Origin of the sequence: Nonomuraea thailandensis (genome assembly GCF_024172165.1) — a bacterium.
Taxonomy (GTDB): domain Bacteria; phylum Actinomycetota; class Actinomycetes; order Streptosporangiales; family Streptosporangiaceae; genus Nonomuraea; species Nonomuraea thailandensis.
Map to the genome: position 1 here is coordinate 10,873,551 of NZ_JAMZEB010000002.1, position 20,569 is coordinate 10,894,119.

20 protein-coding genes are annotated in these 20,569 nt (G+C 72.6%); 12 read left to right on the forward strand and 8 right to left on the reverse strand.

Translation table 11 applies throughout. The features are described 5' to 3' along the window. The first annotated feature begins 5 nt into the window (after positions 1 to 5). Positions 6 to 1,037 carry a hypothetical protein gene (locus HD597_RS54510; RefSeq protein ID WP_372513652.1) on the forward strand — a complete coding sequence of 344 codons (1,032 nt, stop codon included), beginning with the start codon at positions 6 to 8 and terminating at the stop codon, positions 1,035 to 1,037. Between the two features lie 4 nt (positions 1,038 to 1,041). Here HD597_RS54510 and HD597_RS54515 read toward each other — a convergent pair whose 3' ends face one another. Beyond that, on the reverse strand, positions 1,042 to 1,416 hold the full coding sequence (locus HD597_RS54515; protein WP_185100420.1) for a hypothetical protein: 375 nt from the start codon (positions 1,414 to 1,416) through the stop codon (positions 1,042 to 1,044). A gap of 43 nt (positions 1,417 to 1,459) precedes the next feature. Between HD597_RS54515 and lhgD the strand changes: the two genes are divergently transcribed. The 7 genes from lhgD to HD597_RS54550 all read left to right on the forward strand — a co-directional run bounded on the left by lhgD (position 1,460) and on the right by HD597_RS54550 (position 9,602). Next, the gene (gene lhgD / locus HD597_RS54520; RefSeq protein WP_372513602.1) at positions 1,460 to 2,677 is read left to right on the forward strand and encodes an L-2-hydroxyglutarate dehydrogenase; all 1,218 of its coding nucleotides are present in this window, start codon (positions 1,460 to 1,462) and stop codon (positions 2,675 to 2,677) included. Between the two features lie 17 nt (positions 2,678 to 2,694). Next, positions 2,695 to 3,387: a response regulator transcription factor gene (locus HD597_RS54525; RefSeq protein WP_253755951.1), complete on the forward strand. Its 693-nt coding sequence runs from the start codon at positions 2,695 to 2,697 to the stop codon at positions 3,385 to 3,387. Then, positions 3,387 to 4,802 carry a sensor histidine kinase gene (locus tag HD597_RS54530; protein ID WP_253755953.1) on the forward strand — a complete coding sequence of 472 codons (1,416 nt, stop codon included), beginning with the start codon at positions 3,387 to 3,389 and terminating at the stop codon, positions 4,800 to 4,802. The genes HD597_RS54525 and HD597_RS54530 overlap by 1 nt, the downstream gene beginning before the upstream one ends. Positions 4,803 to 4,867: 65 nt before the next feature. Further along, on the forward strand, positions 4,868 to 5,527 hold the full coding sequence (locus HD597_RS54535; protein WP_253759873.1) for a response regulator transcription factor: 660 nt from the start codon (positions 4,868 to 4,870) through the stop codon (positions 5,525 to 5,527). 173 nt (positions 5,528 to 5,700) lie between these two features. Further along, entirely contained in the window at positions 5,701 to 7,512 is a 1,812-nt protein-coding gene (locus tag HD597_RS54540; protein ID WP_253755955.1) for a GTPase family protein, read from the forward strand. Further along, positions 7,509 to 9,413, forward strand: coding sequence for a YfjP family GTPase (locus HD597_RS54545; protein ID WP_253755957.1), 1,905 nt, complete (start codon positions 7,509 to 7,511; stop codon positions 9,411 to 9,413). Before HD597_RS54540 ends, HD597_RS54545 begins: the two co-directional genes overlap by 4 nt. A 42-nt stretch (positions 9,414 to 9,455) precedes the next feature. Further along, entirely contained in the window at positions 9,456 to 9,602 is a 147-nt protein-coding gene (locus HD597_RS54550; protein WP_253755959.1) for a hypothetical protein, read from the forward strand. A 99-nt stretch (positions 9,603 to 9,701) separates the two neighbouring features. Here HD597_RS54550 and HD597_RS54555 read toward each other — a convergent pair whose 3' ends face one another. The 6 genes from HD597_RS54555 to tdh all read right to left on the reverse strand — a co-directional run bounded on the left by HD597_RS54555 (position 9,702) and on the right by tdh (position 15,592). Further along, on the reverse strand, positions 9,702 to 10,877 hold the full coding sequence (locus HD597_RS54555; RefSeq protein WP_253755961.1) for an MFS transporter: 1,176 nt from the start codon (positions 10,875 to 10,877) through the stop codon (positions 9,702 to 9,704). Between the two features lie 24 nt (positions 10,878 to 10,901). Beyond that, a complete protein-coding gene (locus HD597_RS54560; protein WP_253755963.1) occupies positions 10,902 to 11,774 on the reverse strand; it encodes a hypothetical protein in 873 nt (290 codons plus the stop codon). Positions 11,775 to 11,776: 2 nt separating this feature from the next. After that, positions 11,777 to 12,322 (reverse strand): RNA polymerase sigma factor, encoded by a 546-nt coding sequence (locus HD597_RS54565; protein ID WP_276083271.1) that lies wholly within the window; start codon positions 12,320 to 12,322, stop codon positions 11,777 to 11,779. A 61-nt stretch (positions 12,323 to 12,383) separates the two neighbouring features. Continuing rightward, on the reverse strand, positions 12,384 to 13,286 hold the full coding sequence (locus HD597_RS54570; protein WP_253755967.1) for a LysR family transcriptional regulator: 903 nt from the start codon (positions 13,284 to 13,286) through the stop codon (positions 12,384 to 12,386). Positions 13,287 to 13,322: 36 nt separating this feature from the next. Beyond that, complete coding sequence (locus HD597_RS54575; RefSeq protein ID WP_253755969.1) at positions 13,323 to 14,492, reverse strand: glycine C-acetyltransferase; 1,170 nt, start codon at positions 14,490 to 14,492, stop codon at positions 13,323 to 13,325. Beyond that, on the reverse strand, positions 14,492 to 15,592 hold the full coding sequence (tdh, locus tag HD597_RS54580) for an L-threonine 3-dehydrogenase (protein WP_253755971.1): 1,101 nt from the start codon (positions 15,590 to 15,592) through the stop codon (positions 14,492 to 14,494). The genes HD597_RS54575 and tdh overlap by 1 nt, the downstream gene beginning before the upstream one ends. Before the next feature lie 160 nt (positions 15,593 to 15,752). Here tdh and HD597_RS54585 point away from each other — a divergent pair, with 160 nt between their 5' ends. The 4 genes from HD597_RS54585 (at position 15,753) to HD597_RS54600 (ending at position 19,441) form a co-directional block, all read left to right on the forward strand. Next, entirely contained in the window at positions 15,753 to 16,895 is a 1,143-nt protein-coding gene (locus tag HD597_RS54585; RefSeq protein WP_253755973.1) for an ROK family protein, read from the forward strand. Between the two features lie 102 nt (positions 16,896 to 16,997). Next, a complete protein-coding gene (locus HD597_RS54590) occupies positions 16,998 to 18,179 on the forward strand; it encodes a Gfo/Idh/MocA family protein (protein WP_253755975.1) in 1,182 nt (393 codons plus the stop codon). Positions 18,180 to 18,275: 96 nt separating this feature from the next. Then, complete coding sequence (locus tag HD597_RS54595) at positions 18,276 to 18,863, forward strand: RNA polymerase sigma factor (protein WP_253755977.1); 588 nt, start codon at positions 18,276 to 18,278, stop codon at positions 18,861 to 18,863. Next, entirely contained in the window at positions 18,860 to 19,441 is a 582-nt protein-coding gene (locus HD597_RS54600; protein ID WP_253755979.1) for a hypothetical protein, read from the forward strand. The genes HD597_RS54595 and HD597_RS54600 overlap by 4 nt, the downstream gene beginning before the upstream one ends. Before the next feature lie 48 nt (positions 19,442 to 19,489). Here HD597_RS54600 and HD597_RS54605 read toward each other — a convergent pair whose 3' ends face one another. After that, positions 19,490 to 20,566 carry an SPFH domain-containing protein gene (locus HD597_RS54605; RefSeq protein ID WP_253755981.1) on the reverse strand — a complete coding sequence of 359 codons (1,077 nt, stop codon included), beginning with the start codon at positions 20,564 to 20,566 and terminating at the stop codon, positions 19,490 to 19,492. Positions 20,567 to 20,569: the final 3 nt, after the last annotated feature.

The window sequence follows — 20,569 nt, forward strand, 5'->3', positions numbered from 1 at the left end:
GCATGATGGCTGGCGTGGGGGACTTCGTGACCAGGATGCTCGTCGTGGCGGCCGTGTGCCTGCTGCCCGCGGTGCCGGCCTCGCAGGGGCCCGCCTTCGCGGCGGCGCCGGCCGACGACGGGACGGAGAAGCTGTTCACCTTCAGGGACCAGCGGATCACCGAGTCGAGCGGGCTGGCCGTGTCGCCCACGCACGACGGCCTCTACTACACCCACAACGACAGCGCGGCCGCCCCCACGTTCTACGCGGTGGACGGCGAGGGTCGCACGCTGGCCACGTTCCAGGTGCGGGGTGCCCAGGCGCGCGACTGGGAGGCCATGGCGGCCACGAAGGACCCGCGGACGGGGCGCGGAGTGCTCTGGTTCGCCGACATCGGCGACAACCTCGACGGCGCCTGGCCGAACGTGTCGGTCTACAAGGTGCTCGAGCCGCGGACCATCGCCGACGCCACGCTGCCCGCCACCCGCTACCGGTTCCGCTACGCCGACGGCGCGCGCAACGCCGAGGGCCTCATGGTGCACCCGCGGACCGGGCGGTTGTACGTGGTGTCCAAGGAGTTCTCCGGCTCGGTGTACGCGGCGCCGCAGAAGCTGCGTACGGACCGGGTGAACGTGCTGCGCAAGGTCGCGAGCGCGCCCCTCATGGCCACCGACGCCGCCTACGCGCCCGACGGCTCGTCGTACGTCGTGCGCACCTACTTCTCCGCCACCCTCTACCGCTCCTCCGGCGAGACGATCGGCCGGGTGACGATGCCGGAGCTGGAGCAGGCCGAGTCGATCGCGTACACCGCCGACGGGCGGTCGCTGCTCGTCGGCAGCGAGGGGCCGCGCAGCCCCGTCTACCGGGTGCCGCTCCCGGCGGGGAGCACGCCCACGCCGAGCCCTGTCCGGGCCGAGCAGGACAAGGAGCCCGCCCCGGTGGCGCGCGCCGGCGAGAGCGACGGCGCGGGGCTGACGCTCAGGGACGTGCTGATCTGGCTGGCCGCGGCGGTGGCAGCGATCGGCGTGATCACCTTCCTGGCCCGCCGCACGCGCTGAGCGCTCAGGGCTCGCGGCGCATGGTGGCGGTGAAGATGTCGCCCCTCAGGGCACGCTCGACCACCTCGATCGAGCGTGACAGCCGCACCAGCCGCGGCCCCTCCTCCCGGTAGGTGTCGAGCACCGCCTCGATGGCGTGCGGAGGCAGGTGTCCCTTGAGGTCGACCGCGGCCGCCCGGTAGCCGGCGCGGGCCGCCTCGACCGCCGATCTGACGTGGTGGCGGGCCATCGCGGCCAGCGCCACCGGATGCCGTCTGAGCACCTCGTACGCCCGGTAGTCCGGCGGCACCGCGTCGAGCAGCCAGGCCACTGCCGAGGTCTCCCAGTCGGGCACGCTGGGGGGCCGGACCTCCGCGGGCCATTCTGGCGGGACGTACATACGGGCATCGTACTCATGTTCGATTCGCCCGGATATGGCGGGGATGGCAGGTAACGCGGAAAATCAACATGTGACGGAGAAGATCGGAGTCGTGGGCGCCGGCATCGTCGGGCTCGCGGTGGCGCGAGAGCTGGCCACGGCCAGAGGCGCCGAGGTGACCGTGCTGGAGAAGGAGGGGCGCGTCGGTGCCCACCAGACCGGGCACAACAGCGGCGTCGTGCACGCGGGGATCTACTATCCGCCGGGCTCGCTCAAGGCCAGGCTGTGCCGGGAGGGTGTGGCGCTGCTCAAGGAGTACTGCGCGGCGCACGCGCTGCCGTACGAGGAGGTCGGCAAGCTGGTCGTGGCCGTGAGCCGGGCCGAGCGGCCGCGGCTGGCGGCGCTGGCCGAGCGGGCGCGCGCCAACGGCGTGCCGGGCGTCGCGGAGCTGGACGCGCTCGCGCTGCGCGAGATCGAGCCGCACGCGGTCGGCGTGGCCGCCATCCACTCGCCGCACACGGCGATCTGCGACTTCCCGGCCGTCGCGCGCCGGCTCGCGCAGGACGTGACCGAGCTGGGCGGGTCGGTACGCCTCGGGCACCCCCTCAGGGCGCTCAGGGAGCGGGCGGGCAAGGTCGAGGTGGTGGCGGGCAGGCGCAGGTTCGCCTTCGACCGCCTGGTGGTGTGCGCCGGGCTCGGCACCGACGCGGTGGCCGGGATGGCAGGGGCGGGCGGTGACGTGCGGATCGTGCCGTTCAGGGGCGAGTACTACGCGCTCAGGGGCGCTGCCAGGGACCTGGTGCGGGGGCTGATCTATCCCGTGCCGGACCCGCGTTACCCGTTCCTCGGGGTGCACCTGACGCGGCGGATCGGCGGTGGCGTGCTGGTGGGACCGAACGCGGTGCTGGCCACGGCGTACGAAGGGTACCGATGGTCGAATTTCCGTAATGTTCGGCAAATTCTCGGCTGGCCGGGAACGCTGCGCATGGCCAGGACGCACTGGCGTACCGGACTTAAGGAAGTCTATGGATCCGTGGCCAAGGGCGCCTTCCTCATGGCCGCCCGCCGCTACGTGCCCGAGCTCGCCGCCGCTGACCTGGAGCGGGCTCCCGGCGGCGTGCGCGCGCAGGCCGTCGCCAGGGACGGAAGTCTGGTGGATGACTTCGTGGTGGATGTCCAAGGAAAGGTAGTTCTGGTGAGGAATGCCCCATCCCCGGCGGCCACCTCAAGTCTGGCCATTGCCCGGCATATTGCCGGAATTGTCCCAGCACTCGTCCGATGAGGGCATCCTTGGGTGTGATGGAATCACGCCTGCTGATAGTCGAGGACGACCCCAACATCCTCGAACTCCTCGCCGCGAGCCTGAGGTTCGCGGGTTTCGACGTGACCACGGCGAAGAGCGGTCTCGACGCCGTGGCCGCCGTCCAACGGCACCGCCCCGACCTCGTCGTGCTCGACGTCATGCTGCCCGACCTGGACGGCTTCGAGATCGTCAGGCGGTTGCGCGGCGGCGGGCTGCACACGCCGGTGGTGTTCCTCACCGCCCGTGACGAGACCGAGGACAAGATCCGCGGGCTCACGCTCGGCGGCGACGACTACGTGACCAAGCCGTTCAGTCTGGAGGAGGTGGTCGCCAGGATCCACGCCGTGCTGCGCCGCACCGCGGGGGAGACGCAGGCGGCGCCGCCGCGGCTCACGTTCGCCGACATCGAGCTGGACGAGGAGAGCCACGAGGTGTGGCGCGGAGGCAACGCGGTCGCGCTGTCGCCGACCGAGTTCAAGCTGCTGCGCTACTTCATGACGAACGCCGGGCGGGTCCTGTCCAAGCCGCAGATCCTCGACCACGTGTGGGACTACGACTTCCGCGGCGAGGTGGGCATCGTCGAGTCGTACGTGTCCGTGCTCCGCCGGAAGATCGACAACCGGAGCCCGCGGCTCATCCACACCCTGCGCGGCGTCGGATACGTGCTGCGCCTGCCACCGAGCGCCTGATGCGCGGCCTGCCGCTGAGGATCAAGCTGATCGCGTCGATGCTGGCGCTGCTGGGCTTCGGCATGTTCTTCATCGGCGTGGTCAGCGTCTCGGTGCTGCACGGTTACCTGCTCGACCGCGTGGACAGCCAGCTCCACCTGCTCAGCGCCCGCATGGACAAGAAGGTCAGGAGCGACTGGCGCAAGGACAGGGAGACCGCCGAGCACCCGATCCTCATCGAGTCCGACGCGATCGCCCTGGTCAAGGAGCCCGGCGGCCCGTACGTGCCGATGCTGACCGACCGCGACGTGGACAAGAAGCCGATCCCCGTGCTGCCGCGCTCGCCCGAACCCGAGCCCTACACGGCGCCCGCCATCAGCGGCGACGGCGAGTGGCGGGTGCTGGGCAGCGTCGTGGCCCCGCGGCGCACGCTCGTGGTCGCGGTGAGCCTGGAGGAGGTGGACGCGATCACCACCCGGCTCGTGCTCATCGAGCTGCTGGGCGGTGGCGGCATCCTGCTCATCCTGGCCGTGGCCGGGGTCACGATCGTCCGGCACAGCATGCGGCCGCTGCGCGAGATCGAGCGCACGGCCGAGGCCATCGCCGGGGGCGAGCTGGGCCGCCGGGTGCCGGACGGCGACCCGCGTACCGAGGTGGGCGGCCTGGCCAGATCGCTGAACGGGATGCTGGCCCAGATCGAGACCGCGTTCGCCGCCAGGTCCGCGTCCGAGGCGGCGGCCCGCCGCTCCGAGGACCGCATGCGGCAGTTCGTCGGCGACGCCTCGCACGAGCTGCGCACCCCGCTCACCTCCATCCGCGGCTTCGCCGAGTACGCCAGGCAGAACCCCGGCGCCGACCCCGCCGAGCTGATGCAGCGCGTGGAGAAGGCGGCGGGCCGGATGAGCGTGCTGGTGGACGACCTGCTCCTGCTGGCCAGGGTGGACCAGCAGCGCCCGCTGAAGATGCGGCCCGTGGACATGCTGGCGCTGGCCGCCGACGCCGTCCACGACGCCCGCATCCTCGCCCCCGACCGGCTGATCAAGCTGGACGTGGTCGGCGGCGCGGCCCTGATCGTCTCCGGCGACGAGGTGCGCCTGCGCCAGGTCGTCACCAACCTCGTCACCAACGCCATCGTGCACACCGAGCCCGGCTCCCCGATCATCGTCCGGGCCGGGGCGAGCGGCGACAAGCTCTTCGTCGAGGTCGTCGACCACGGCCCCGGCCTCACGCCCGAGCAGGTCGAGCACGTCTTCGAGCGCTTCTACCGGGCCGACTCCGCCAGATCCCGCCGCCGCTCGGCCGAGGACCGCGGCAGCGGGCTCGGCCTGGCCATCGTGCAGGCGCTCGTGCGCGCCCACGACGGCACCGTCACCGTGGACAGCTCCCCCGAGGAGGGCTCCACCTTCCGCGTCGAACTCCCACTCGCCTTGGAGTGAGCCTTCAGCTAACCCTCAGGTCGCTTTGTCACTCTAAGTAGGTGACGAAACCCGAGGCGCTGATCATGGTGGTGGACGACGAGCCCAGCATCAGGGATCTGCTCGCCGCCAGCCTGCGCTTCTCCGGGTTCGAGGTGCTGACGGCCGCCGACGGCGAGGAAGCCGTGGAGGTGGCCGTCCGGACCTCGCCCGATCTGGTGGTGCTCGACGTGATGCTGCCCGACCTCGACGGGTTCGAGGTGGCCAGGCGGATCGACGCGCCCGTGCTCTTCCTGACCGCCCGCGACGCCACCGAGGACAAGATCGCGGGGCTGCGCGTGGGGGACGACTACGTGACCAAGCCGTTCAGCCTGGAGGAGGTGCAGGCCAGGATCCGGGCGGTGCTGCGGCGCACCCGGGGGGAGGCCGCGCCCGCCAGCAAGCTGAAGGTGGCCGATCTGGAGCTGGACGAGGAGGCGCGCGAGGTGTCGCGCGGAGGGCGTCAGGTCCGGTTGTCGCCCACCGAGTTCAAGCTGCTGCACTACTTCATGGTCAACGCCGGGAGGGTGCTGTCGAAGGCGCAGATCCTCGATCACGTGTGGAACTACGACTTCGGCGGGGACGCGGGCGTGGTCGAGTCGTACGTGTCGTACCTGCGGCGCAAGGTGGACGACGTCGAGCCGCGGCTCATCCACACGCTCCGCAGCGTCGGCTACGTCCTGCGCGAGCCCCCGGCCTCCAACTGAACCGCGCCCGCCCACCGCGCAGGCGAAGGGCGCCGTCCTGCATCTGCGCGCCCGGGACGGCGGCCTGGCTGCCGCCCTCCTTCCCCGGGAAGGACCCGCACCGTGGTACGGCTGTGACGCGGCAATGCGGGTCAGTGCCGGAGAAGGCCCCTAAACGGGGTTAGCGTGGTCCTATGGACCTGCTGCGCGCACTGGAGTCGCTGCGGCGACCGCTGGACAGGGAGCTGTTCCCGCTGGCGGTCGGCGAGGCGGACGCCGACCGGCGCGCGCTGCGCGAGCTCACCGGCCAGCTCGACGACTACCTGCTGCCCCGCCTGCGCGCCCTGGACGCCCCGCTGCTCGCCGTCGTCGGCGGCTCGACGGGCGCCGGCAAGTCCACGCTGGTCAACTCGCTGGTCGGCGCCGACGTGGCCGAGCCGGGCGTGCTGCGCCCCACCACGCTGGTGCCCACGCTCGTGGTCAGCCCCGCCGACCGCTCCTGGTTCATGGGCCAGAACGTGCTGCCCGGGCTGTCCCGCGCCACCGGCGAAGGCCCGGGAGCGCTGCGCGTGGTGACCTCGCCCGCGCTGGGGGCCGGGCTGGCGCTGCTCGACGCGCCCGACATCGACTCCGTGGTGACCGCCAACCGCGAGCTGGCCGCGCAGCTCCTGGCCGCCGCCGACCTGTGGCTGTTCGTCACCACCGCCGCCCGGTACGCCGACGAGGTGCCGTGGAGCTTCCTGCGCTCGGCCCGCGAACGCAGCACCGCCCTGGCCGTCGTGCTCGACCGGGTGCCCCCGGAGGCCGTCGAGCCCGTCTCCCGCGACCTCGCCCGCCTGCTCACCGAGAACGGCCTCGAAGGCACCCGGCTGTTCACCGTGCCCGAGGCGGCGCTGCCCGACGAGAAGGCCAGGCTGCCCGCCGCCTTCGTCGATGACATCTCCTCGTGGCTCACAGGCCTGGCCGCCGACGCCGCCGAACGGTCGCGGGTCGTGCGGCAGACGCTGTCGGGAGCGCTCGACAGCCTGGCCACCCGGGTGCCCTCGCTGGCCGCCGCCGTCGAACGTCAGCAGGCCGCCTTCGACGGGCTGCGCTCCGTGGTGGCGGGCGCGTACGCGGGCGGGATGGCCGACTTCGACGAGGGCATGCGGGACGGCTCGCTGCTGCGCGGCGAGGTGCTGGCCCGCTGGCAGGACTTCATCGGCACCGGCGACCTCATGCGCTCCCTGGAGAGCCGCGTCGGCTGGCTGCGCGACCGCGTCGTCGGCTTCTTCACCGGACGGATGCCGGAGGTCCAGCTCAGGGACGCCCTGGAGAGCGGCGTCGAGGCGCTGATCAGGGGTGCCGCCGACGGGGCCGCCGAGCGTGCCCTGGAGGGCTGGTCGGCCGCGCCCGGCGGCCCCGGTCTCCTCGAACGGCTCGGCGCCGTCGAGTCCGCCCGGCTCGGGCGCGCCTCGGCCGACCTGGCCGAACGGGCCGAGTCGGCGGTGCGGGGATGGCAGGAGTACGTCCTCGACCTCGTCCGTGAGGAGGGGGCCGAGCGGCGCACCACCGCAAGGGTGGCCTCGTTCGGGGTGAACGGGGCCGGGCTGCTGCTCATGCTGGCCGTGTTCGCCTCCACGGGCGGGCTGACGGGGATCGAGGTGGGGATCGCGGGTGGCACGAGCGTGTTGTCGCAGAAGCTGCTGGAGGCCGTGTTCGGGGACCAGGCGGTGCGGTCGCTGACCGCGCGGGCCAGGGAGGACCTGCGGGAGCGGGTGCGCGGGCTGCTGGACGAGGAGGCGGCCCGGTTCACCGCCCGGCTGGAGCCGGTGGAGCCGCCCCGGGGCACGGCGGACGCGCTGCGCACGGCGGCCGGACGCATCCGCGACCACCGCGCCGAACTGCCCGCGTCGGTGACGGCGGAGCTGCCCGTACCGGCGCCGGAAGAGTCCGGAGCGCGGGACGCGCGGACGGCCGGACTGCCCCTTCCAGATGCGGGCGACGCGCCGGAGGAGAGGTCGTGAAACTGCTGCGGCGCAAGGAGGGGCCGTCGCTCGACTCCAGGCTGGCGGCCCTGCTGGAGGCGGCCACGCTGGGCGAGGGGCGGCTGTCCGAGCGGGCGGTGTCGGGCGCGCGAGCCGTCGCCGAGCGCGCCGGGGTACGCCGCGAGCTGTCCATCGACCACACCGTGGCCGCCCTGGCCGGCGCCACCGGCAGCGGCAAGTCCTCCCTCTACAACGCCCTGGCGGGCGAGAGCCTGGCGGACGTCGGCGTCACCAGGCCCACGACCTCGACCGCCCAGGCGGCGCTGTGGGACGGCGGGGGCGCGGGGCCGTTGCTCGACTGGCTCGACATCCCGCGCCGCCACGCAGCCGCCGACGCCGCCGGCCCCGGTCTGTCCGGGCTCGTCCTGCTGGACCTGCCCGACCACGACTCCATCCGGCTGTCCCACCGCCTGGAGGTGGACCGGCTGGTGGAGCAGGTCGATCTGCTGGTGTGGGTGGTGGACCCGCAGAAGTACGCCGACGCCGCGCTGCACGAGCGTTACCTGCGCCCGCTGGCCGCGCACCGGGACGTGATGGTCGTGGTGCTCAACCAGGTCGACAGGCTGCCGGCCGACGCGGTGGACCGCTGCCTGCGCGACCTGCGCCGCCTGCTGGACGACGACGGGTTGCCGGGGGTTCCGGTGCTCGCCGTCTCGGCCCGTACGGGGCGGGGCATGGACGAGCTGAGGGCGCTGCTCGGGGAGCGGGTCTCGGAACGCAGGTCCTGGTCGGCCCGCCTGGCCGCCGACATCAGCACCGCCGCCGGTCACCTCGCCACCGCCGGCCCTCCACAGGCTGTGGAGGACGGCGAGCCCGCCGCGTTGTCCGCAGGGAGTGGTGGAACCGCCGTTGCGGCGCTGCCTCCAGCGAACGGGCAGGACGGGCAGGAGGCGCGGAGCGGGCAGGAGAGTTGGAGCGGGCAGGGCAGGCGGAGCGGGCAGGAGGCGGCTGGTTCGTCGCCGGCCGGTGGTGCCGGTGGGGCGCTGGCGCTCGGGCGGGCCGAGGCCGCGGGGCAGGAGCCGTCCGGCGAGGGCGAGGCGCAGGTGGGGAGCGGCGGCGTCGCCAAGCGGATGGCCGGCGCGGAGCGCGCCCTCACCGGCACGTTGTGCGCGGCGGCCGGCGTGCCCGTGGTCGTGGAGGCCGTGGCGAAGGGGCACCGGCATCGGGCCGTCGTCGCCACCGGATGGCCGGTCACCAGGTGGATCAGGAAGTTCCGCCCCGACCCCCTGCGCAGGCTGCGGCTCGGCGGCATGGCGCCCAAGAGCCGCTCGGGCGGCGGGCAGGCGGCCGGGGAGATCGTCGGAAGGACGTCCGTGCCGGCGGCCTCGGCCGTGCAGCGGGCGCAGGTGGAGACGGCGGTCAGGGACGTCGGCGAGGTCGCGGCGGCCGGGCTGCCCGCGGCGTGGGCGGTGGCGGTGCGCCAGGCGGCCAGGTCACGCGCCAGGGAGCTGGCGGACGCGGTGGACCGGGCGGTGGCCACGACGTCCGCCGTCGGCACGAGGCGCCCCCGCTGGTGGCGGGCCGTGAACGGGCTGCAGTGGCTGGTGTTCGCGGCCATGCTGGCCGGCGCCCTGTGGCTGGGCGTGCTGTTCGGCATGGACTACCTGCGGCTGCCGCAGCCGCCGCTGCCGACCGTCGGGGTGGTGCCGTGGCCGACGGTGCTGCTGGTGGGCGGCGCGCTGGCGGGGGTGCTGGTCGCGCTGCTGTCGAGGCTGGCGGCCTGGGCGGGCGGCAGGCGCAGGGCCCGCCGTACGGGCAAGGCGCTGCGCGCGTCGATCGGCCAGGTCGGCAGGGAGCTCGTGCTGGAGCCCGTGGACGCTGAGCTGGACACGTACGCGCGTTTCACCGAGGCCCTGGACCTGGCCCGCACCCCTGCTTGAGCACCCGCCAGGCCGTGATCATCCGGGCGGGAAGGGCGGGCCATGGTGCTGTACCTGGCGGGGACGTTACTCGTGGCGATGATCGTCCTGTTCGTGGCCGGGCGCGACCGCCCCCTCGCCGGCGCCGCCGGGACGCGGGTGCGTCCGGACCGCGGCGACGTGCTGTGGCTGGTCGCGGCGCTCGGGTGATCGTGCTCGTCGTCGTGGCCGTGCGGATCCTGCCCGAACGGCCGGCCCCGCCACTCGTCGCGGACGACGGCACCCCCCGGTACGCGCTGCTCCCCGGCCTCAGGCGCGCCTCAGCAGCAGCGCCGCCAGCGCGCCGCCCGCCAGCGCGAACGCGGTGCCTGCCAGGAAGGGAGCGCCGTGGCCGAAGCGTTCCCCGACCACGCCCGCCACGGCCGATCCCGCCGCGCCACCGATCCCGAGCCCCGTCGAGATCCAGCCGAACGCCTCGGCCTGCGCGGTGGGCGCGTACTCGTCCACGAGCAACGACGACGTCGTCAGCGCCGGGTTGAGCACCAGCCCGCCGGCGAACAGCACCACGCAGAACACCGGCAGCGGCCCGGCCGGCACCAGCGGGGCCAGCGCGAGCCCGAGCAGCAACATCAGCCCCACCAGCCGCACCTGGGCAGGCGAGCGCCACGAGCGGGCCCCGTAGGCGATGGCCCCCGCGATGCCGCCCAGCGACAGCGCCGCCACCAGCAACCCCGTGGCGGCGGGCACGCCGCGGGCGGCGGCCAGCGCGGGCAGCCCCACCTGGAGCGCCCCGAAGGTGCCGCCGTGCAGCAGCACCACGGCCATCAGCACCAGCATGCGCCGGTCGGCGAAGGCCCGCCCCCGCTCGCGCGCGGGCCCGTCCGCGCCCGCCAGGAGCGCCCGCGCGAAGGCGAGCGTGCCGGCCCCGGCCGCCCCCGCGACCAGGCCCAGCGCGAGCGACGCCGACGCCACCGCGATCAGCAGCCCGAACAGGAGGGGCCCGGCGAGCATGGCCAGCTCCTGCACCAGGTAGACCAGGCTGTAGGCGGCGGTGCGGTCGGGGGCGGCGACCCTGCGGCCCCACTCGACGCGCATGCTGACGGAGACGGGCGGCAGCCCCAAGCCCGCGATCCAGGCCGGCACCACCATGGGCCACCACGGTAAGCCGGGCCTGGCGCATGCGAGCAGCGCCAGCAGGGCCGCCACGTGCAGGAAGGCAGTGCCGGCCAGCACCGTCCTGGCCCCGTGGCGGTCCATGAGCCGCCCCTGCACGGGCCGGCCCATGCCCGCTCCGACGGAGAACGCCGCCGCCGCCACCCCGGCCAGGGCCAGCGAACCGCTCGCGCCCTGCACCACGAGCACGATGCCGACGGGCGCCACCTGTTGCGTGAGCTGGGCCAGGAACCCGAGCACCGCCTGCGCCGGGACCCCGGGCAGGCCGAGCAGCCTCCGGTAGGGGAGGCCGTCCGGCCCGTTCGGTGTCATGGGCCAGCAGGCTACCCCTGGAGATCAGGCGATCGAGCAGCCGTCCACTCTCAGCGTCTTCTGGTCGCGGCGGATGACGTCCTCTTCCGGCATCGGTGTCTCCGAGACGGAGAGAGTGGCCATGCCCGGCTCGGTGAGGTAGCCGTCCATGACGTGCCAGGTACCGGGTACCGAGCTACGCAGGTCGCTGCCGTCGTCGTTGCCGACGACCGCGGCGTCCGAGTACTCGTTGACCCGCACCCCGCGTTCCTTCAGCAGCGGCAGCACCTCGCTGACGGTCTTGTTGAGATAGGGCACGCAGTGCATGGGCTCACCCTTGGCGCTGAACGTGGTGATGCTCTGGTACTTCTCGCCCGGCCGCGCCCTACGGCTCACGGCGATGTCGGCGGTTCCGGCGAAGTTCTTGGGGATCTTCACGCCGGTGGCGCAGCCGTCCACCCTGTCGCAGGGGCCTGGCGGGTAGATGCCCTGGATCTCGGTCAGGTACCTGTCGTCCGGCGAGGTGGGGAAGACCTGACGCTCGAAGGCGGCGGTGGCGGGTATCACCCGGAGCCGGACGTCGAGCCCGGCGTCCCGTAGCTGCCGCTCGTACACCGCGGGGTTGGCGAAGAGGTCATTGATCTCGATGACGTAGTAGCCGCCCTCCTCCTTGATGTCGAGCGCGGCGGCGGGTGAGGCAGGAAGCAGCCAGGTGGTGGCAGCCACGGCTCCGGCCGCCAGCAGGGCGCCCGCGGGGATGGCCACCCGCAGGCTCCGCCGTCCGCGGGGCCTCGCGGGTTCGGGGGCGGGCGAGACCGCCATGATGTGGTGCATCAGATCGCGGGCGCCCTCGCCGACGGAGGTGACGGGGGGTGCGGCGAGCCGGGAGACGACGTCGTCGACGGTCTTGTCGGTCATGATCACTGTCCCTTCGCGAGGGAGACGGCGCGGTTGCCGTAGCCGGCGAGTTCGGGGTCGAGGGCGGCCAGCTCCCTGGCCAGCCGCTTGCGGGCACGATGCAGCCGCAGCCGGGCGGCGCCGCGGGAGCAGCCGAGCACCTTGGCGATCTCGGGCCCGCTGAGCCCTTCCCAGGCGACCAGCGAGAGCAGCTCCCTGTCGTCGTCGGCCAGCCGCCGGAACGCCTGGTAGGCGGGATCGTGGGCCGGCTCGGGCGCGGCCCAGGCCGAGACCTCGTCGCGCAGGCGCGCGGTCAGGGCGGTGCGGCGCTCCTCGGCGCGGAAGTGGTTGGCGAGCACGCGCCTGGCGACGCCGTACAGCCAGAGCCTGGTCTCCTCCGCCTTCGGCGGGATGTCGTCGAGCCGGCGCCAGGCCGTGGTGAACGTCTCCGCGATCACGTCCGCGATGTCGTCGGGCGACGTCGCGCGCCGCCTGACATACGTGGCGATGGCTGGATAATTCGCCATATAGAGCTCCTCGAAGCGTTGCTCGGGCTCAGGTGGCCCCATGGAGTGGTCCTTCCGATCGGCGAACACACCCGAGGAGATGTCCGGATATGGGTGGAGTGTTTCAGCCCGTTCCGAGAGATCCGGCCACCTCGCGGAGGGCCGCGAGAAGCGGGCGCAGGAGGGGATGGGCGTCGGAGCCGCGGCGTACGGCGGCGAAGACGCGGCGCTCGGGGCCCGGCGTCTGCCGCACCGCCACCCCGGGCAGCGCCATGTCGCGCAGCGCCAGCCGTGGCACGAGCGCCACCCCGGCTCCCGCCCCGACCAGCGCGACCACGGCGCGGAAGTCGTCGGAGCAGTGCACCAGGCCCGGCGTGAAGCCCGCCTGCTGGCAGGCGAAGGTGATCACGTCGTGCACCGGGTTGCCCGGGTAGGGGCCGATCCACGTCTCGGAGGCCAGCGACACCAGCGTGGCCGAGCCGGCCAGCGGGTGGTCGCGGGGGAGCACCAGGTCGAACGGCTCGGCGTACAGGGGGCGGCGTGACAGCCGGGGGTCGGCGGCGTCGGGGGCGCCGCGGTACTCCACCGTGATGGCCAGGTCCGCCTGGCCGTCCAGCAGCATGGCCAGGCTGTGGTCGCCCTCGGCGTCCTGCACGCGCACGCGCACGCCGGGCGAGGTCTCGCGCAGGGCGGCGATGGCGGGGGAGAGCACGGCGCTGATCGCGGTGGCGAAGCAGGCCACGGTGACCTCGCCCGCCTCGCCCGTCGTGTACGCGGCCACCTCGGCCTCGGCGCGTTCGAGCTGGGCGAGGACCTGGTTCGCGTGAGCCAGCATGATCTTGCCCACGGCGGTGAGGTGCACGCCGCGCCCGTCACGGGTGAGCAGGCGGTGCCCCACCTCGTGCTCCAGTGCCACGAGCTGCTGGGACACGGCGGAAGGCGTCAGGTGCAGCGCGGCCGCCGCGGCGGTGACCGTGCCGTGGTCGGCCACCGCGCGCAGCGTGCGCAACCGCCGCGTGTCTATCACGCAGCGAGGATACTCAGCTCGGCGCCGCGCGCGGGCTCAGCCCCGTGCCTGGGCGAAGGCCTGGACGGCGCGGTCCACGTCCTGCTCGGAGTGGGCGGCCGAGAGCTGCACGCGGATCCTGGCCTGCCCGTGCGGCACGACGGGGTAGGAGAAGCCGATCACGTAGATGCCCAGGTCGAGCAGGCGTTCGGCCAGGGCGGCGGCCTCGGCGGCGTCGCCGATCATGACGGGCACGATCGGGTGGTCGCCCGGCAGGATGTCGAACCCGTTCCTGGCCATCTCGCTGCGGAAGCGGGCGGTGTTGGCGCGCAGCCGCTCGCGGGCGTCGTTCGAGGTCTCCAGCAGGTCGAGGATGCGCAGCGACGCCGAGGCGATGACGGGGGCCAGGGAGTTGGAGAACAGGTACGGGCGCGAGCGCTGGCGCAGCAGCTCGCAGATCTCCTTGCGGGCCGAGACGTAGCCGCCGCTGGCCCCGCCCAGGGCCTTGCCGAGCGTGCCGGTGATGATGTCGATCCTGTCGGTGACGCCGTGCAGCTCGGGCGTGCCGCGGCCGGTCGGGCCGACGAAGCCGACGGCGTGGGAGTCGTCGACCATGACCATGGCGTCGTACTGCTCGGCCAGGTCGCAGATCTCCCGCAACGGCGCGAGATATCCGTCCATGGAGAACACGCCGTCGGTGACGATCAGCCGCCGCCGCGCCTCGGACGCCTCCTTCAGCCGGGCCTCCAGCTCGGACATGTCGCGGTTGGCGTACCGGAAGCGCTGGGCCTTGGACAGGCGGATGCCGTCGATGATGCTGGCGTGGTTGAGCGCGTCGGAGATCACCGCGTCCTGGGCGTCGAGCAGGGTCTCGAACACGCCGCCGTTCGCGTCGAAGCAGGAGCTGTAGAGGACGGTGTCCTCCATGCCGAGGAAGTCGGACAGGCGGGTCTCGAGCTCCTTGTGCACCTCCTGGGTGCCGCAGATGAAGCGTACGGAGGCCATGCCGAACCCCCACCGGTCCAGCGCCTGCTTGGCGGCCTCGACCACGGTGGGATCGTCGGCCAGGCCCAGGTAGTTGTTGGCGCAGAAGTTGAGCACCTCGCGGCCGGCCACGCTCACCTGGGAGCTCTGCGGGGTGGAGATCACGCGCTCGGGCTTGAGCAGCCCCGCCTCGCTGATCTCGTCGAGCGTCGTACGCAGTTGCTGGCGCACGTTCGTGAACATCACAGGCTCCTGTCTACGGTCGCGACCGCTTCGGCTTCCGTTGGCTCGTCACTCGCGCTCTCCAGCCGGGCTCCTTCGCTCCAGTCCAGGATGACCTTGCCGGTACGGCCACTTGCGGCGGTGTCGAAGGCGGCGTCGAAGTCCCGGTACGAGAACCGGTCGGTGATCACGGGGGAGAGGTCGAGGCCCTTCTCCAGCAGGACGGACATGTTGTACCAGGTCTCGTACATCTCCCGGCCGTACACGCCCTTGATCGTGATCATCGAGGTGACGATGGTGGACCAGTCGACGGCGAACTCCTCGGCAGGCAGCCCCAGCATGGCGATCTTCCCGCCGTGGGTCATGCTCGCGATCATGTCGCGCACGGCCACCGGGTTACCGGACATCTCCAGCCCGACGTCGAAGCCCTCGCGCAGGTGGAGCTGGCGCATGCCCTCGGCGATCGAGGAGCGGGAGACGTTCACGGTGAGGGAGACGCCGAGCTTGCCGGCCAGGTCGAGGCGCTCGTCGCTGACGTCGGTGATCATCACGTTGCGCGCGCCGACGTGCGTGGCGACGGCCGCCGCCATCAGGCCGATGGGGCCGGCGCCGGTGATCAGCACGTCCTCGCCGACCAGCGGGAAGGACAGCGCGGTGTGCACGGCGTTGCCGAAGGGGTCGAAGATGGCCGCCACGTCGGGGTGGACGGGCACGCGGTGCACCCAGACGTTGGAGGCGGGCAGCGTGACGTACTCGGCGAAGGCGCCGTCCCGGTTGACGCCGAGCCCGATCGTGTTGGCGCACAGGTGCCTGCGGCCGGCCATGCAGTTGCGGCACTTGCCGCAGACGATGTGCCCCTCGCCGCTGACGAGGTCGCCGACGGCGATGTCCTCGACGCCCGGCGCCACCTCGACCACGTGACCGGAGAACTCGTGTCCGACGATGAGCGGGAGCTCCAGCGTGTGCCGCGCCCAATCGTCAAATTTCCGTATATGTAGGTCCGTGCCGCAGATGCCGGTCCGCAGCACCCGGATCTTCACCTCGCCGGGACCGACCTCGGGCTCGGGCACGTCCACCAGCCATAGGCCGGCCTCGGGCCGCTCTTTGACCAGCGCTTTCATGGCCCCCCACTTTCGCCGTTACGAACCTAGTGCACTGTGCCCGCCAGGCACGGGACGTGTCCATCGAGGAGTTCTTAAGTGCCCCCACAGCTCTGCTTCACGCGACCGTCCGACCTGGCAGAATTAGACAAATTCCTTGAAATAACCGGTGGGAGGTTCGGTGCGACAGCAGGGCGGTGACGCCTCTCTCCTGCGCAGGCTCAACTCGGCGGCCATCCTGCGCGTCCTGCGCGAGAGCGAGGTGGCCACGCTGTCGGAGCTGGCGCGGGCGGCCCGGGTGTCCAGGCCGACCGCCGAGGTCGCCGTGGAGGGCCTGCTCGCCGAGGGGTGGGCGGAGGAGTGCGGCGAGGAGCAGGGCGACCGCCAGCGCGGGCGGCCGGCCAGGCGGTTCCGGTTCCGCGCGGCGGCCGGGCACGTGGTGGGGGTCGGCGTGGGCGCGTCCAGGCTGCGGGCCATGGTCACCGACCTCAACGGAGCCGTCGTGGCCGCGCGCCACGTGCCCGGCCACCCCTCGGCGCCCGCCGGCGACCGGCTGGACGCCATCGCGGAGCTGGTCGGCGCGGTGGTGGCCGAGGCGGGGCTGACGGTGCCGGACGTGGCCGCCGTGGGCGTCGGCACCACCGGGACGGTGGACGGCTCCGGCCGGGTCGTCAAGAGCGTCGCGCTGGCCGGGTGGACGGGGCTCGACCTGCGGGGCGAGCTGTCCCGCAGGCTCCCGGCGCCGGTGCTGGTGGAGAACGACATGCGGCTGGCGGTGCTGGCCGAGCACTGGCGCGGGCAGGCGCGCGGCCGCCAGGACGTGGTCTACCTCTTCACCGGCAGCAGGCTGGGCCTGGGGCTGCTCATCGGCGGCAGGCCGCATCGCGGCGCGCACGCGGCCTCGGGCGAGATCGGGCGGCAGCCCGGCGACCACTGGCGGGCCTACCGGCACATGACCGACTACGCGATCTCGGTCGAGCCCGGGGAGATGCGCTCGCAGCGCGAGGCCGCCGAGTTCGCCGTCGAACGGGCCCGCGCGGGCGACGAGCTGGCCGCGCGGGCCGTCAGGGACTTCGCCCGCCATCTCGGCGAGGGCCTGATCACGGTGGTCAACCCGCTGGACCCGGAGATGGTGGTGATCGGCGGCAGCCTGGCCAAGGCCGGTGACCTGCTCATCGAGCCCATCAGGGAGCGGTTCGCGGAGGTCTGCCTCTACCCGCCGGTCGTCGTGGCCTCGGGCCTGGGCAGCGAGTGCATCGCGCTGGGCGCGGTCAGGCTGGCGCTCGAACATGCCGACCGGCAGCTCTTTACGCAAGCACCTTGAGCCAGATCTGTCGGAAAAGTGCGCATATCGATCATGTTTGAGTAGAAGCACATGATTTAAGCTGACTTCTTGGATAAATCGGTGCTGTCGGAAGGAACGCCCGTGGAAGACCTGCGCATCGGAGTCATCGGCCTCGGCCTGCGGACCAGCCTCGCCCTGGCGGCGCACCGGCCCGGCAGGGGCGCGGTGGTGGCCGCGCTGTGCGACTCCGACCCGGCGGTGCTCAAGAGGCGGGCGGGCACGTTCGAGGCGGAGCTCCTCACCGAGGACTACCGCGAGCTGCTCGACCGGCCCGACCTCGACGCCGTCGTGGTGAACACGCCCGACGACACGCACGAGCGGCTGGCCATCGACTGCCTGCGCGCCGGCAAGGCGGTCTACCTGGAGAAGCCGATGGCCATCACGGTCGAGGGCTGCGACGCGATCCTGCGCGCCGCCCGCGAGAGCGGCACCAGGCTGTACGTCGGCCACAACATGCGGCACATGGGCGTGGTCAGGCTGATGCGCGACATCATCGCCAAGGGCGTCATCGGCGAGCCGAAGACGGTCTGGGTGCGCCACTTCGTCTCCTACGGCGGCGACTACTACTTCAAGGACTGGCACGCCGACCGCACCCGCACCACCGGCCTGCTCCTGCAGAAGGCCGCGCACGACCTCGACGTGATCCACTGGCTCGCCGGCGGCTACACGACCAGGGTGAACGCCCTGGGCGACCTCATGCTCTACGGCGACCTGCCGCGCCGCGAGCCCGGCACCCCGCGGCCCGACGGCTGGCTCCAGGAGTACGAGTGGCCGCCCACCACGCGCAGGAACCTGCACCACGTCGTGGACGTCGAGGACGTGTCGGTGATGAACATGCGCCTGGACAACGGCGTCATCGCGGCCTACCAGCAGTGCCACTTCTCGCCCGACTACGTGCGCAACTACACGGTGATCGGCACCGAGGGCCGCCTGGAGAACTTCGGCGACGGGCCGGGGGACACGGTGAAGGTGTGGAACACCGGGCCCACCGGCTACCGGGACGACTGCGACATCGCGTACAAGGTGCCGGAGGCGTCGGGCTCGCACGGGGGCGCGGACATGGAGATCGTGACCGAGTTCCTGAGGTTCGTCAGGGAGGGCGGGGTGACGGACACCTCGCCGGTGGCGGCCAGGATGAGCGTGGCGGCCGGGTACATGGCGACGATGTCGCTGCGCGACGGCGGCATGCCGTACGACGTGCCGGCCCTGGACGCGGACCTGGCGGCGTACTTCGACCGCGGCCAGACCGAACACCGCGGCTGAGCGGAACACTGCGGCTGAGCGGAACACTGCGGCTGAGCGGAACACTGCGGCCGGACGGAACCGGGGCGCGTGCCCGGACAGTAGACATATGTGGATATGTCGACACGCGCCCGCATCCGCGCCGGTGACCAGGAGGCGTTCGCACGGCTCTTCGACGATGACGCGAAGGCCGTCTACAACCATGCCTTCCGCCTGACCGGCAACTGGTCCACCGCCGAGGACGTGATGGCGCTGACCTTCCTGGAGGCCTGGCGCTTACGGGCGCGGATCGACCCGGAGGGCGGCTCCCTGCGGCCCTGGCTGCTGGGCATCGCCACCAACGTGCACCGCAACGTGCGCCGGGCCGCCCGCAGGCACGACGACGCGCTGGCCAGGATGCCCAGGGGTGAGACGGTGCCGGACTTCGCCGACGAGGTCGTGGGCCGCATCGACGACACCGAGCGCCTGGCCGCCGTGCGCGCGGCGTACGGGCGGCTGCGCCGCCAGGAGCAGGACGTCTTCGCGCTGTGCGTGTGGTCGGGCCTCGACTACGCCCAGGCGGCCGAGGCGCTCGGCATCCCGGTGGGCACGGTGCGCTCGCGGCTCTCGCGGGCGCGCAGAAAACTCGCGGACGCCGGGGAACCGCCTCCGGAAAGCCGACAGGTAGTAGGTGACCGTGGCCCCGCGAAGGAGGAGATCCGATGAACATACCGGCTGAACGCGATCTTCCCGAGGGCCGTCACCGACTGCTCAAGGAGTTCGTGATGACCGAGATCGACGCGAGCCCGCGCAGGCGCCGCCTGCCCCGCCTCACCGTCCTGGCCCCCGCCCTGGGGCTGGCGGCAGCCGCCGCGGTGGCCGTCCCGCTGCTGCTGGGCGGCTCGCCCGCGTACGCGGTGTCCAGGCTGCCCGACGGGCTGATCCACATCAGCATCAACGAGGCCAAGGATCCGGACAGGCTGGAGCAGGACCTGCGCGACCTGGGGGCGAACGTGGTCGTGGACTACATCCCCATGGGCAAGAAGTGCAGCCCCCAGCCTCGCAGCAGCCACTTCCTCACCGCCGAGGAGGCCTCGCTGCACGTGTTCCCCACGCCTGAGGACGGCCTGCCGGGCTTCGTCATCGATCCCCGCGTGATCGGCCCGGGCCAGACCGGGGTCCTGGAGTTCAGCGTGTCGGAGAACAACGGCGGGATCGTCGCGGGGATCTGGGCGAAGGTGGGCGAGGGGCCGATCGCCGAGTGCACCCTGGTGGACACCACCGAGGCGCCGCTGTCGCACTGACCCACGGCCCGGCCGGCGCCGGTCGCACGATCGGCGCCGGCCGAGGGGTCAGCGCTCGGCCTCCGACGGCTTCTTGTCCAGGTCGGGGAACGGTGACGGCTCCTCGACCTTCTGCGTGATCTGACGCGGCCCGTTCGGGCTCTCCGCGTCCTGGGCGTCGGCCACCGCCTCGGCCGCGGCCTCCGAGGCCCTGGCCGCCTCCTCGTCGGCCGCCGAGGTGTCGGGCACCTCGTCCCGCGTGGCCGCCGAGCGCGGCAGGGCCTCCGTGAACGCCTTCGAGACGCCCTGCAGGGCCGAGGTGACCTCGCTGGGGATCACCCAGAACGTGTTGCCGTCGCCCTGCGCGAGCTGCGGGAGCACCTGGAGGTACTGGTAGGCCAGCAGCTTCGGGTCGGGGTCGTTGCGGTGGACTGCCTGGAAGACCTGGTCGATGGCGCGCGACTGGCCCTCGGCCTCCAGGATGGCGGCCGTGCGCTGGCCCTCGGCCCGCAGGATGCGGCTCTGCTTGTCGCCCTCCGCCGTGAGGATCTGCGACTGCCGCTGCCCCTCGGCGTTCAGGATCGCCGCGCGCTTGTCGCGCTCGGCCCGCATCTGCTTCTCCATCGCGTCCTTGATGGTCTTCGGCGGGTCGATGGCCTTGATCTCGACGCGGTTGACCCGCAGCCCCCACTTGCCGGTGGCCTCGTCGAGCACGCCGCGCAGCTGGCTGTTGATGGTGTCGCGGGAGGTGAGGGTCTTCTCCAGGTCCATGGAGCCGACGACGTTGCGCAGGGTGGTGACGGTGAGCTGCTCGACGCCGGTGATGTAGTTGGCGATCTCGTACGCCGCCGCCCGCGGGTCGGTCACCTGGAAGTACAGGACGGTGTCGATCTCGACCACCAGGTTGTCCTCGGTGATGACCGGCTGGGGACGGAAGGAGACGACCTGCTCCCGCAGGTCGATCATGGGGTAGACGCGGTCGATGTACGGGATGACGAAGTTGAGCCCGGGTTTGAGCGTCCGGTGGTAACGGCCGAGGCGCTCGACGTTGCGAGCCCGGGCCTGAGGGACGATCCGCACCGCCTTCAGCAGGGTCATCGCGGCGAAGAGTATGACGAACAGTCCGACCAGCAACAGCGGATCCATGGG

Excerpts from the sequence above, each read along its gene's own strand:
- HD597_RS54515 (WP_185100420.1), bottom strand. The coding sequence starts at position 1,416 with ATGTACGTCCCGCCAGAATGGCCCGCGGAGGTCCGGCCCCCCAGCGTG.
- HD597_RS54540 (WP_253755955.1), top strand. The coding sequence starts at position 5,701 with ATGGACCTGCTGCGCGCACTGGAGTCGCTGCGGCGACCGCTGGACAGG.
- HD597_RS54535 (WP_253759873.1), top strand. The coding sequence starts at position 4,868 with ATGGTGGTGGACGACGAGCCCAGCATCAGGGATCTGCTCGCCGCCAGC.
- HD597_RS54525 (WP_253755951.1), top strand. The coding sequence starts at position 2,695 with ATGGAATCACGCCTGCTGATAGTCGAGGACGACCCCAACATCCTCGAA.
- HD597_RS54510 (WP_372513652.1), top strand. The coding sequence starts at position 6 with ATGGCTGGCGTGGGGGACTTCGTGACCAGGATGCTCGTCGTGGCGGCC.
- HD597_RS54560 (WP_253755963.1), bottom strand. The coding sequence starts at position 11,774 with ATGACCGACAAGACCGTCGACGACGTCGTCTCCCGGCTCGCCGCACCC.
- HD597_RS54605 (WP_253755981.1), bottom strand. The coding sequence starts at position 20,566 with ATGGATCCGCTGTTGCTGGTCGGACTGTTCGTCATACTCTTCGCCGCG.
- HD597_RS54575 (WP_253755969.1), bottom strand. The coding sequence starts at position 14,492 with ATGTTCACGAACGTGCGCCAGCAACTGCGTACGACGCTCGACGAGATC.
- HD597_RS54565 (WP_276083271.1), bottom strand. The coding sequence starts at position 12,322 with ATGGGGCCACCTGAGCCCGAGCAACGCTTCGAGGAGCTCTATATGGCG.
- HD597_RS54600 (WP_253755979.1), top strand. The coding sequence starts at position 18,860 with ATGAACATACCGGCTGAACGCGATCTTCCCGAGGGCCGTCACCGACTG.
- HD597_RS54550 (WP_253755959.1), top strand. The coding sequence starts at position 9,456 with ATGGTGCTGTACCTGGCGGGGACGTTACTCGTGGCGATGATCGTCCTG.
- HD597_RS54595 (WP_253755977.1), top strand. The coding sequence starts at position 18,276 with ATGTCGACACGCGCCCGCATCCGCGCCGGTGACCAGGAGGCGTTCGCA.
- HD597_RS54555 (WP_253755961.1), bottom strand. The coding sequence starts at position 10,877 with ATGACACCGAACGGGCCGGACGGCCTCCCCTACCGGAGGCTGCTCGGC.
- HD597_RS54530 (WP_253755953.1), top strand. The coding sequence starts at position 3,387 with ATGCGCGGCCTGCCGCTGAGGATCAAGCTGATCGCGTCGATGCTGGCG.
- lhgD (WP_372513602.1), top strand. The coding sequence starts at position 1,460 with ATGGCAGGTAACGCGGAAAATCAACATGTGACGGAGAAGATCGGAGTC.
- tdh (WP_253755971.1), bottom strand. The coding sequence starts at position 15,592 with ATGAAAGCGCTGGTCAAAGAGCGGCCCGAGGCCGGCCTATGGCTGGTG.